The sequence below is a fragment of the Exiguobacterium sp. s152 genome, assembly GCF_018618335.1.
Taxonomy (GTDB): Bacteria; Bacillota; Bacilli; order Exiguobacteriales; family Exiguobacteriaceae; genus Exiguobacterium; species Exiguobacterium chiriqhucha.
Genome location: NZ_JACSLX010000005.1, coordinates 193,861 through 206,232 on the forward strand (window position 1 = coordinate 193,861; position 12,372 = coordinate 206,232).

Genomic DNA, 12,372 nt, shown 5'->3' on the forward strand with positions numbered 1-12,372 from the left:
CGAACACGATTCGACACGTCTGTGGACACATTATGGACGTTGCTTCAAGACGCTTCGCTCTTATCAAAACTGACGTCCTTCCCGAAAGTGACGCTCGTTGGGGATGGGGCCTCGGTCGAGGGGAACGTCGTTCAGCTCCGCATCGGGGTCGGGCCGGTCGCTTTGCCTTGGAATAGCGCCATCACATTGGCCGGAGACCGTGCCTTTTGTGATCAAGGCGTGAAGTTGCCGTTTCCGTTTCGTCGCTTCAGTCACGTCCACCGCGTCGAACAAGTGGACGGACAAGCCGTCATGGTCGACGAGGTCACGTTCGACAGTTACGTGCCGGCTGTCCTCGTCGAGTACTTCGTGCTCCGGCCGATGTTCAAAGCGCGAGCCGAGGCATTCCAAAAAACACTAAATTCGTGAAAATAAGAGATTTCCTTTTTCATTGGTTCTGAAAGTCGCTATAATTAAATATGAGAATTGTATAGCATCATAGCGGAAAGGAGGAGCTTATGAGCTTATTTCCCAAAGCAGGTAGCAAGATCGAGATACAGAGCTACAAGCACAACGGAACTTTGCATCGCGTTTGGGAAGAAACGCTCGTCCTTCAGTCGTCAAAAACGGATATGATCGGATTCAATGACCGTATTATGGTCAGTGAGTCAGACGGCCGGCAATGGAGAACTCGTGAGCCGGCAATTTGCTACTTTTCATCTGAGTTTTGGTTCAATGTCATCTGCATGATTCGCGAAGATGGGATTTACTACTACTGTAATCTAGGTTCGCCGACAACGTTCGATGGGGCAGAACGTGCCATCAAGTACATCGATTACGATTTGGACATCAAGGTGTTCCCGGATATGTCGTACACGATTTTAGATGAGGATGAATATGAGCGGCATCGTCGCGAGATGAATTATCCGAAAGCGATTGATCGAATCTTGAAACAGAACGTTCAAGAACTTATTAACTGGATTCGAGGACGGAAAGGGCCGTTCAACCCAACATTCGTCGATGAATGGTATCGCGAATACGAAGCACGTTACCGGAGATGATTGCTCATCTCCGCTTTTTTTCTTGAAGGAGGAACTAATGGGTAGTATTAAACGTTATTTAAAGTTCGTTAAACCGTATAAAAAACAAATCGCGCTGACCATCTTCGTCGGGATTTTGAAATTCTCGATCCCGCTCGGGTTGCCGCTCCTTTATAGATATGTCATCGACACTTATTTGACAGACCCAGAACCGGCAAGAGATTATACCGAGCTCGTCTGGCTGTTCAGCATCGTCTTCTTCGTCTTCCTCGTCTTGAAGCCGCCGATTGAATATTTGCGCCAATATTTGGCGCAATGGGCGGCGACGCGGATTTTATTCGACGTCCGGAACCGATTGTTCGACCACGTCCAAAAACTATCGCTCCGCTATTATTCGAACAATAAGACGGGACAGATTATCTCGCGCATCATCAACGATGTCGAACAGACGAAAGACTTCGTCATCACCGGCCTGATGAACATTTGGCTCGATATGGTCACGATTTTAATCGCGATCGCCATCATGTACACGATCGACCCGCAATTGACGCTCATCGCCATCTTGCCGCTCCCGTTCTACGCCATCGCCGTTCGCTACTTCTACGGAAGATTGCGCCGGCTTACGCGGGAACGCTCGGCCGCCCTTGCGGACCTTCAAGGTCATTTGACCGAACGCGTCAACGGGATGGCCGTTATCCGCAGCTTCGCCCTCGAACCGTATGAGAACAAGGCGTTCGAAGAACAGAACGGCGGTTTCTTGAAGGCCGCGCTCCGTCATACAGGGTGGAACGCGAAGACGTACGTCGTCGTCTCGACGATCACGGACATCGCACCGATTTTAATCTTCACATCGGCTTCTTGGCTCGTCCTGCAAGAACAAGTTTCACTCGGGACGCTCGTCGCCTTCATCGCGTATATCGATCGTCTCTACGCACCGCTCGGCCGTCTCGTCAACTCGGCGACGACGCTCACGCAGTCGGTCGCTTCGATGGACCGGGTCTTTGAGTTCCTCGATGAGCCGTATGACATCGAAGAAAAATCGAGTGCGTTCGTTCCCGTGAAAACGGCAGGCGACATCGAACTCGATCAGGTCAGCTTTGCGTACGAGAAAGACGGTACCCGCGCCCTCCGTGACGTCAACCTGCATATTCGCTCTGGAGAACGGGTTGCGTTCGTCGGCATGTCCGGTGGCGGAAAGTCGACGCTCGTCAGCTTGATTCCCCGGTTTTATGACGTCACGTCGGGCAGCATCAAAATCGATGGCACCGATGTCCGTGATTTCAAATTGCGGGCGCTGCGCGATCAAATCGGGATGGTCATGCAAGATTCGGTTCTGTTCAGTGAATCGGTCGCGATGAACATCCGGATGGGGAATCCGGAAGCGAGTGACGAAGATGTGATCGCCGCCGCGAAAGCAGCGAACGCACATGAGTTCATCTCGAACTTGCAGGATGGCTACAATACGCCGGTCGGGGAAAAAGGTGTCAAACTGTCAGGCGGTCAGAAACAACGGCTTGCCATCGCCCGTGTCTTCTTGAAACATCCGCCAATCATTATTCTCGACGAAGCGACGAGTGCGCTCGACCTTGAGAGTGAGGCGATGATTCAGGATTCGCTCGCGCGTTTGACGAAAGGGAGAACGACGCTCATCGTCGCGCATCGATTGTCGACCATCACCGATGCCGATAAGATTGTCGTCGTCGATAACGGACAAATTATGGAGACCGGGACGCATGAAGAATTGATGCGTCGCCGCGGAGCCTATTACGATTTGTATATGATTCAAGATTTGGCAGTCGTCGAATGAGACGCGGCCTCGAGGAGACTCGGGGCCTTTTTTTGTTTTCCGTGACAGTGAGACGGGAATGAAGAAACGACATGCCAAAAGGGGGAGAGTCCAATGATGAACGGGGAAGGTTTAATCACAGTAAAACCGCTTAAGGACGCACTCGAGCTGACGTGGTCAGTGGAGGGGAAGATCCGGCTTACGCGAAACGGGAAGTATGTGTATGAAGGGACCGACCAGCACTATGTCGACCATGAGACGGCCGTCGGAGAGCAAGTCGCCTATCGTCTCACGGATGAGCAAGGGGAAGTGGCGAAAGTGTATACGGCCGCCGTCGACCCGAGCGATGATTTGTATTGGAATCGACATCTCACATCGGCCGTCGTCGCGTCGACCGGTACCCATCTCCAATGGGATCCGATTCCTGACGTCGAGACGTATGCGATTTATCGAAAAGGACGACGAATCGCCGAGGTCGTCGGGAACGCCTATTTGGACGACACACCGCTACACGAACCGACGATGTACGAAGTTCGGGCGCTCCGCCCGGTGAAGCGGGACGCGAAACCGGGGACGCGTCTCATTCACGCTGTCGGCAAAGCAATGTCACTCGCCAAAGAATTGAAGACGGACACGCGGCGCGACAAAGAACTGTTCGTCATGTATTTTCTCGTCAGTCCGCTCCGTCCTGATTTGGAGACGGTCAATCAGATTCAGCTTCGCGTCCAGACGTTCATTCGTCCGCCGATGATTAAAAATCCGAACTTATTGTCGCCTCACCCTTATTTTGAAGGGGATGGACGACCATATAACGTTCATGCGAACGACTATCGGACGCGGACGGAAGTGAAAGTCGAAGGGATGCACGACATTCCGATCGTCTCTATCAAAAAAGATGCCGGAGTGACGCGCGGATACAACGCCCGTCATCAACTGACAGGAGAAGATGTCGCTTCGGTCGATCAAGTGTATCTTGACGCTATCGATATTGACCGGGGGCGGACCGCATACCGCTTGCACCATTCGGTCGGCAATCCGCTCGTCATCGCGCCGGACATCAAGTACACGATTGTCGCACAATTGAAGGACACTGCCACGTTCAAACTGTCCGGTAGTCATACGCAATCACCGCACCATGAAGTGTATCTTCAAGTCGGGGATGCCCCGTGGACGACGATTCACCGGGCCGATGACCTCGGTGTCAGCTTCATGGGCAATCCGATGCCGGAGTGCCATTGGACGTACTTGACGTGTATGGACTAAAAAAACCGTCGACTCATCGAGTCGGCGGTTTTGGTTGTTGATCGAGAAACCGGATTCGTTCTTCCGGTGTCGGCAGTTTACACGTCTGTTTTTGTCCGAACCATTCGTAACGATGCTTGGCGATGACATCATAGCCGAAGTCGCGAATCGGTTTTGGGACGATTTTCACGAACCGGAGCCATCGCCACATCCCATCCAATCCTTCTGCAATCCGGATGGCCGCGTCGGATTTGATATAGGGCACGCCGTCACGAATCAAGACGATACTGTCAACCGAGTCGCTGATGCGGTGACGTTCGCGTAAAGCTTTCCCAGCGTCGCCTTGGAGCGAGGCAAAGTGGAAATTTCCTGTTGTGTCCCGATTCAAGATGAATTGGACGCTGGCGTCGCAAAAATTACAGTCTCCATCAAACAATACAATGGCTGGCATTTGGTTCGCCCCCTTCTCTCTTGCCTGTTTCCGTTCCGGAGTCAGTTCAAACGTCATGCGGCAAGCTGGCGTAGCGATTCCATTTTATAGAGCGAGACGTAATAAAGATACGCCCCGAGCGCCCCGAACAAGAAGATGTAGCCGCTCATGAACACAGGTCCGATGAACGCCCCGACGACGATGCCGGCCGCGGCCACGAGTTTGGCCCCATGGAATGTGAGTCCTCCAAAAGCGAGATACGAAGCGCGACGCTCTGGGTCGAGCAGGTCGACTTGCTTCACTTGGCGGATTGGTGAGTATAGCAACTCCCCGACCGTGAAGACGATGGCCAAGACAGCGAGAATCAGAAATGAGTTCATCGATGTGATGGCCGCATACGCTGTGATATAGAGTGACAAGCCGATGAAGAATACGTATTTCTCCCGGTACCGTTTCACAAAGGCGGTGACGGCGAACGTGATGGCGACGACGAGCAATGTGTTCTCGAGCTGCATGAACGCCATCATCCGGACACCGTCGAACGGCACGCCGATAATCGCACGTTCTTGGAACGATTCGGCCAAATGAACGCCGATATAGTTTGCCATATGAAACTCTGTCGAGAAGACGAGCATGCTACCGAGCACGAAAAGCATCCAGCGTCGGTCATTCAAGGCAATCCGATAGTTTTGAATCACGCCGACGATCGGGTTGGCCGGCGTCGACCGGTTACCTTGATGTGAATCGACGAGATAGCGTTGCAAGACGACCGTTGTGATGGTCAATACGAGCGTCATACCGATAAATAAACCAAACCGATAGTCGCGATAGAACGTACCGCCGAGCATGACACCGCCGGCGATCGCTAAATTGACGAGCCAATAATCATATACATAAATCGCTTTTCGATTCGATGGTTCCATCGAGTCGATCACAATCGCTTCGAGAGCCGGATAGTTCAAGCCGTTGGCGACGGCGTGACCGAAATACAAGATGGCTACGGCGAGTGCCCAGTTGTTCGATGGGTGAATCGCGACTGTCATTCCGATGAAGCAGAGAATTTGGACGAGTTGGCCAATCTGTAAGACGTGCTTGCGATTAAAGCGGTCGGAGAAGTACCCACCGAACAAGCCGGTGACATACCCGACGATGACGAATGACGTCATGATGATCCCGGCAGCGATTTTGCCGAGTTCTTCTGAAAAATATAAAGCCATGAATGGAAAGATGGCCGAGCCGACGATGCGGATGAAAAATCCACAGACGAGTCGAAGTCTGACGTTAGTTGGGAAATCTTTGAATTTCATGTGAGCACCTCCTTGTCACTACTTTAAACGTGGACTACACTTGGTAAAAAGAGACAAATTATTTGGACATGTCCACTTTTAGGGGGAATGACATGAATGCAAAACTAGTGGCAATTTATCGCTATGCGTTACAGGCGGACAAAATGGACGTGACACTCCGGCAAGCCGTCGAGGTAGTCGGCTATAGTGAGAAACAAGTGAAGCGCGATATCAAGGCATGGGAGGCGATGGGGTGGGTGACCTATCAAGCTGGCAAAGGGCGCGGCCATGAATCGAGGCTTCGTTTTCAGTCGGACTTTGACGAGACGCTCCAGGCGTGGGTCGTAACCTCATTTTCTGAGGCTACGATGGCGCAGGCGGCCAAATGGTTGGAGTGGGATTGGCCACCCGCATTACGGGAACTGATCCAAGCGCGGATTTGGAACCGATTTGGCTTCGAACAGACGGAAGAAGACCGTTTTATTTTCCCGAGGACGCGGACACTCGAGTCACTTGATCCGCTGGATATCCACATCGCGATGGAGGCGTCGTTATCGCGTCACGTCTTCGACCGCCTGTTCGAATGGGACGGGACCACGGTTCAACCGTCGTTAGCCCATCATATGGAGGAGACGCCATTTGGATTTCGCTGTTACATCCGTAAAGGGATCACTTTCCACAACGGGATGACGTTAACGGGCAAAGACGTCGTTTACTCATTGAGCCGACTCTTGGCTCGCGGCAAACAAGTCTGGTTGTTCGCACCGATTGATCGGGTCGACTCGCCCGCACCGTATGTGGTCGACCTCTATACGAAAGCACATCGGGCCTACATCGAGCGTTTGCTTGCTCAAACGCCAGCCTCAATCACATATGAACGAGCGGAAGGGACGATTGGGACGGGACCCTTCAAATTGGAGAAACAATCCGACGACGTCGTGCGTTTACGGGCTTTCGAGCGCGGATTGCGCCCGCGTCCGTCATTGGACGTGGTTGAGTTTGTCACGTTCTCGGAAGCAGATCACGCCAAATGGAGCGCGCGAGACAATCATAGCGTCGTGAAATGGATTGCCGAGGCCGGGGCTCGCTATCTCATGTTCAACTTACAGCACTCCTGGCTGAAAGAGGATATGGCGACGCGACGCACGATTCAACGGGCGATCAATAAACAAGCGATCGTCGATTTAGGGGGAGAACGTCATCAAGTGGCCCACGGCTTCTTCCCAGAAACGAGTCGCCCGATTCCACTGGCCGAGCCAAGCGAGAGTTCTAAGCGTCCGCTCCGACTATTGCACTTGCCGTTCGACGTGGCGACGGAAGACGCGGCGCTCGTCGCATCCCAGTTGCGGGCTGCCGGTTTCACCGTCGAGACGGAGACGTATGCGCTCAGTTGTTTACTGCAAGAGGAGACACTTCGCCGCGCCGATTTGATTTTATGCGGGGAGATGATGAGCGAAGACTTGGATTTGGCTTTTCTCGCCTTTTTGACGAGTGAACTGTCGCTCGTCGGCAAGCTCGTCGCCCATGAAACGGAACTCCGCTCGCTGATGGACCGCTACCGTCAAACCGATATGAGCGCTTGGCCGTTGCTCCATCGGGAAGTGGAACGGCATTTGACGGAGTCGGCGCTCGTCATTCCGCTATACCATGTCGAGCGAGAGCGGAGCTTCCCAAGTTTTCTAGGCGACGTACCGGTCGACATATTCGGTCATCCACGCTACGACCAGTTGTGGATCCGACCTTCGGTGTAATCAAAAAGGAGATGCCGCGGCATCTCCTTTTACTTATAGTTGGGCGAAGGCGCGGTTCACCGCGGCAATCGTCTCTTCGATATCTGACTCGCTATGCTCAGTCGTCAAGAACCAAGCCTCATACTTAGAAGGGGCCAAATTGACACCGTTTTCGAGCATCAATTTGAAGAAGCGTCCGAACACTTCACCGTCCGACTTCTCGGCTCCTTCATAATCGGTCACGACCTCGTCCGTGAAGTACACCGTAAGTGCGCCTTTTAGACGGTTCAATGTGATGGTCACGCCGTGTGTTTCCGCGGCTTCACGAATCCCGGCCTCGAGCTGGGCGCCGAGCGCGTCAAGCTTTTCATATACACCCGGTTGCTCGAGTACTTCGAGGCAAGCGAGTCCCGTCGCCATCGACGCTGGGTTACCGGCCATCGTTCCGGCCTGATAAGCTGGCCCGAGCGGAGCGACCGTTTCCATAATTTCAGCTTTACCGCCATAGGCACCGATCGGCAAGCCTCCGCCGATGATTTTGCCGAGGGCGGTCATGTCCGGTTCGATTCCGTATACTTGCTGGGCACTGCCGTATGTGAAACGGAATGCCGTGATGACTTCGTCATAAATGACGAGGGAGCCATGTTCATGCGTGATGTCGTTGATGGCCTGGAGGAATCCAGGTTTCGGCTCGACGATGCCGAAGTTTCCGACAATCGGTTCGACGAGAACACAGGCGATTTGACTGCCCCATTCGCTCATCATGTCGCGGAACGCCTCGACGTCATTGAACGGCACGGTGATGACTTCTTTCGCCGTGGCCCGTGTGACGCCGGCCGAGTCTGGTGAGCCGAGCGTGGCCGGTCCGCTACCTGCTGCGATGAGCATCAAGTCCGAGTGGCCGTGATAACAACCGCTAAATTTGACGACGAGCTCGCGACCCGTGTAAGCACGAGCGACACGGACGGTCGTCATGACGGCCTCGGTCCCCGAGTTGGTGAAACGGACTTTATCCATTGACGGGATGGCCGCCTTTAGTTTTTTCGCAAACTCGACTTCAAGCGCATGCGGTGTCCCGTAAAGGAGTCCTTTAGACGAAGCCGCGATTAACGCTTTATGGATATGCGGGTGAGCGTGGCCCGTAATAATCGGACCGTATGCCGCCAAATAGTCGATATAACGATTGCCGTCGACGTCATAGAAATAGGCGCCGTCTCCTCGTTCCATATAAACGGGTGCACCGCCGCCGACTGCCTTGAATGAGCGGGAAGGGCTGTTGACCCCGCCGACGATATGCGTCAAGGCATCGGTATACAAAACGTCTGAATTGTTGCGTGAAGATGATGTTGCCATATGTATTGCCTCCTTTTACAAATTCGCACTTATTGTATCATAGCCGTCAACCGCATAAGCTCAACGTTTGACGACCGTTCCAGAAATCAGTACACTATTTATAAAGATTACTATGTAAGAAACAGGTTAATTACTACTAACACTTCGTATGAATTCTATAGAAGAAATGAGGGATTGACGTGGGAAGCGAAATGCTTGACCATGCTGTTCAGTCGCTCCGAGAACATGGAGTCAGAATGACGCCTCAGCGCCAGGCCATTTTGGAGTACCTCGTCACGGAGCACAGTCACCCGACAGCGGATGACATTTATAAGGCACTTTCGGCGAGATTTCCGAACATGAGTGTCGCTACCGTCTATAACAACTTGCGCGTCTTTAAAGAAGTTGGTCTCGTCCAAGAGATGAATTACGGCGACGCATCGAGCCGGTTTGATTTCGTGACGTCGCGTCACTACCACATCATCTGTGATGCGTGTGGGAAAGTCGTTGACTTCAACTACCCGGTCCTCGATGAAATCGAATCGGTCGCATCTCAATTGACAGGGTTCAAAGTCGACCGTCATCGTCTCGAAGTATATGGGACATGCCCGGCGTGCCAAGCTGAACAAGCGCATAAACATTAAAAAACATCCTCTGCCTGAGGATGTTTTTTTATTCGTGTGAATGTGATTGGCGTTTGTTATATTTTTCGTCGAACTCTTTACCTTCGAGCGATTGGTCAATCGTGAGCGGTTCGTCGCAATGCATACATAAGTCGACCCGACCGAGCATCTTTGTCTGTTTCTCACAATTCGGGCAAGTGACGACGATGGCTTTCGTGGATGCCATCCCAATAATAAAGTAGAGCGCTGAACTCGATAACACCATCACGAAGCCGAGCAACATGAAAATAATCATCAGCCATGTGATGCTTTTCGCCAACAGGCCGAGATACATGACCCCGATTCCCGCAAAGACGAGCAACAACGCAAGGTTTCGAGCGCGGTTGATTTTATTCCCCCGTTTTTTCATTTCGTAATCCCTCCATGTCTGTCTTTACTATAGCTCATCTGCTCGACCGTGAGAAGTTCATACAATCGCTGGCAGGAGAATTTTAAAAGAAGGCGAATCATTTTCGTATCAGATTATTGGGTGGACGTTTGTAGTTCATCATATAGAAAGAAGGTATCAAGGTGACTATGGAGTATGCCACACGCACGATCTATTCGGAATATGCAGCCTTGAAGACGACGCTTGGCATCATCGAAGTGAAGAAGAAACGACCACGCGATCCGTTGACAGACCAATCGGACCGGTTGTTGATTGTGATTGAAGCCAAAGAAGAACCGTTCTGGACAGTGAAGCACTATCAGGTCGGACAAGAGAAAATCATTCTCCATTTGGTGAGTGATTCGATGATGGACCGCTGGATTTTGATGAACGAGAATCGCCGGGCCATCCACTGGATTGAAGATGGGATGGTCTTGTTTGAACGAAATACGTTTTTATTAGACTTGCGACAACGTCTTCGTAATTTCTCAAACGATGAGCAACGTCTGCAACTATCGCTTGCTTTTGCGAAATTGCTGCGACGCTTTGAAGACGGCCGAAGCTTATTTTTGCAAGAGGAACACCAAGACGCCTTCACCCAAATTCATCATGCCTTGACTCATTTGGCCAGATTATCGGTCTTAGAGGCCGGGATTCATCCTGAAATCGTATTATGGAAACAAGTACGCACACTCGATTTAGAAATATATAAACTCCACGAGGAACTCGTGAGCGGACAAGAGTCGCTTGAACAACGGATTCACTTGGTGATTATCGGAATGGAACATTTGATTCAATCAAAAGTGTTGCCGGGCACGCTTCTGCTACTGCAAACGATGCAACAACGCGATGAACCGTGGCCGTTCTCGGAATTAATGGAACACCCGAACTTGCAAGCATTGAAAGTCGACCTAGGTAGTATCGTCGGGTTCCTTGTCCGCAAAGGATATGTCCGTTCGGTCGCGCGACCGACAAAAGGTGTTGGAGTCGAAGCCATCGCCTATGAGATCGCCTAACTATATAGAAGCGAATGGAGTAGTTGAATCAGATGAAAATCGTCAAGTTTATATTCGGTAGTGTGTTGATTGTGCTTGTGACCGCAGTCATATCGGTCTTTACAGCACTCTTTACGATGGGCAATCCGATTGCAGGAGGACGCCCGATCCTTTGGACCATTTGGTACGTTGCCGCTTTATTAATTCTCATTATGGCGCTATATGACTTTTCTTCGTTAACGAAGGGGCAACTCAAACGAGTCGGATTGATTGGAACCGTGATTGGAGTCGTGTTCTTCGGTTCAGTGAAAGGGTACTACGTGTATACAGAAGGTTTGCGGATTGAAGAACGCGGTGTTGAGTTGTTTGACTATCAACCGTTTAAAGAGGAATCCGATTTAGCTAAGCTCGATGCGCCATCTTCGTTTAGAATCGATTCAAATCTCCCACGCCTCGATGGTGCTACGGCACTATATCCACTGTATGCGTCTTTTGTCGAAGCGATTTATCCTTCTGACGAATATAATCCGTATAGTACGGAGGAGAGTCCTGTCGTCTCAACGACGACGGGAGAAGCGTACGATCGGTTGATTCAAGGGAAGACGGACATCATCTTTGTCGCAGGACCATCAGATCTTCAAGTGGCCGCGGCTAAGAAGGCTGGTGTGGAGTTCAACATGACACCAATCGGGCGCGAAGCGTTTGCCTTCTTTGTACATGAAGACAATCCAGTTGACTCGCTTAAATTAGACGAGATTCAACAAGTGTATGCAGGAGACATCGATAATTGGAGTGAGGTCGGAGGCGAGAATGATCCGATTCGAGCATTCCAACGTCCAGAAGGAAGCGGGAGCCAGACGGCCTTGCAGCGGGTGATGGGTGATCGTAAATTAATGGCTGCACCCGTTGAAGATGTCCCGGAAGGTATGGGCGGTATTATCGAACAGACGGCCGCATACACAAATCATAAAAATGCGATGGGGTTCTCTTTCCGCTTCTATGCGACCGAGATGGTCGAAGATCACGACATTAAATTACTTCAAGTGAATGGAATCGCTCCAACGGTCGAAACCATCGCTGACGGGACGTATCCGATCACTTCTGAATTTTATGCCATCACGACAGAAGAGAACTATGAAACGCATAAGCCGTTTGTAGATTGGATGACATCTGAAGAAGGGCAGACATTGGTGGAGCGGACGGGCTATGTGCCGCTAGCGAAAGATTGAAGCGTTGGGCCTCATGACAGGGGCTCGACCTTTTTTATTTTTTTGTAATGTTTCTATTGACGAAGTGGTAAATAGAGATTATAGTTATAAACGTTGTCACGGCAAAAGATTATTTCAGTAAAACAATTTGTGAAAAAAGTTGTTGACGCGGATATAGACGACGTGATAAATTAATGAAGTCGCCAAGAGCGGCAGACGAACTTTGAAAACTGAACGATGAGGCAAAAAAGTTTTACAATGTTTGAATGAAGCGCAAGCTTCGTCATTTTTAAA

The 12,372-nt window shown here is 51.1% G+C and carries 12 protein-coding genes; 8 read left to right on the top strand and 4 right to left on the bottom strand.

All coding sequences use genetic code 11. From position 1 onward, the window contains the following. Positions 1-21: 21 nt before the first annotated feature. From KNP72_RS11025 to KNP72_RS11040, 4 genes are all read left to right on the top strand, one after another. Positions 22-408: an SRPBCC family protein gene (locus KNP72_RS11025; protein ID WP_286038422.1), complete on the top strand. Its 387-nt coding sequence runs from the start codon at positions 22-24 to the stop codon at positions 406-408. Positions 409-497: 89 nt separating this feature from the next. Next, the gene (gene ntdP, locus KNP72_RS11030) at positions 498-1,040 is read left to right on the top strand and encodes a nucleoside tri-diphosphate phosphatase (protein ID WP_021067741.1); all 543 of its coding nucleotides are present in this window, start codon (positions 498-500) and stop codon (positions 1,038-1,040) included. Positions 1,041-1,077: 37 nt separating this feature from the next. Next, on the top strand, positions 1,078-2,826 hold the full coding sequence (locus KNP72_RS11035; protein WP_214833260.1) for an ABC transporter ATP-binding protein: 1,749 nt from the start codon (positions 1,078-1,080) through the stop codon (positions 2,824-2,826). 93 nt (positions 2,827-2,919) lie between these two features. Beyond that, a complete protein-coding gene (locus KNP72_RS11040; RefSeq protein ID WP_214833262.1) occupies positions 2,920-4,068 on the top strand; it encodes a DUF3238 domain-containing protein in 1,149 nt (382 codons plus the stop codon). Positions 4,069-4,081: 13 nt separating this feature from the next. On the opposite strand, the gene KNP72_RS11045 is transcribed toward KNP72_RS11040, so the two are convergent. Together KNP72_RS11045 and KNP72_RS11050 are read right to left on the bottom strand one after the other, a co-directional pair. Then, positions 4,082-4,498, bottom strand: coding sequence for a thiol-disulfide oxidoreductase DCC family protein (locus KNP72_RS11045; protein WP_214833264.1), 417 nt, complete (start codon positions 4,496-4,498; stop codon positions 4,082-4,084). A 53-nt stretch (positions 4,499-4,551) separates the two neighbouring features. After that, positions 4,552-5,784, bottom strand: a complete 1,233-nt coding sequence (locus KNP72_RS11050) for an MFS transporter (protein WP_214833266.1) — start codon at positions 5,782-5,784, stop codon at positions 4,552-4,554. Between the two features lie 92 nt (positions 5,785-5,876). On the opposite strand from KNP72_RS11050, the gene KNP72_RS11055 reads away from it, so the two are divergent. Then, a complete protein-coding gene (locus tag KNP72_RS11055) occupies positions 5,877-7,514 on the top strand; it encodes an ABC transporter substrate-binding protein (protein ID WP_214833267.1) in 1,638 nt (545 codons plus the stop codon). A 33-nt stretch (positions 7,515-7,547) separates the two neighbouring features. Here KNP72_RS11055 and KNP72_RS11060 read toward each other — a convergent pair whose 3' ends face one another. After that, positions 7,548-8,846 carry a glutamate-1-semialdehyde 2,1-aminomutase gene (locus tag KNP72_RS11060; RefSeq protein ID WP_214833269.1) on the bottom strand — a complete coding sequence of 433 codons (1,299 nt, stop codon included), beginning with the start codon at positions 8,844-8,846 and terminating at the stop codon, positions 7,548-7,550. Positions 8,847-9,037: 191 nt separating this feature from the next. Between KNP72_RS11060 and perR the strand changes: the two genes are divergently transcribed. Next, a complete protein-coding gene (perR, locus tag KNP72_RS11065) occupies positions 9,038-9,469 on the top strand; it encodes a peroxide-responsive transcriptional repressor PerR (RefSeq protein WP_029596002.1) in 432 nt (143 codons plus the stop codon). A 28-nt stretch (positions 9,470-9,497) separates the two neighbouring features. Here the strand turns inward: perR and KNP72_RS11070 are convergent, their stop codons facing one another. Beyond that, the gene (locus tag KNP72_RS11070; protein ID WP_021067733.1) at positions 9,498-9,857 is read right to left on the bottom strand and encodes a YgzB family protein; all 360 of its coding nucleotides are present in this window, start codon (positions 9,855-9,857) and stop codon (positions 9,498-9,500) included. 167 nt (positions 9,858-10,024) lie between these two features. Here KNP72_RS11070 and KNP72_RS11075 point away from each other — a divergent pair, with 167 nt between their 5' ends. Beyond that, a complete protein-coding gene (locus KNP72_RS11075; protein WP_214715624.1) occupies positions 10,025-10,891 on the top strand; it encodes a nucleotidyltransferase-like protein in 867 nt (288 codons plus the stop codon). Positions 10,892-10,923: 32 nt separating this feature from the next. Next, positions 10,924-12,099 (top strand): PstS family phosphate ABC transporter substrate-binding protein, encoded by a 1,176-nt coding sequence (locus KNP72_RS11080; protein WP_214833282.1) that lies wholly within the window; start codon positions 10,924-10,926, stop codon positions 12,097-12,099. Positions 12,100-12,372 lie beyond the last annotated feature (273 nt).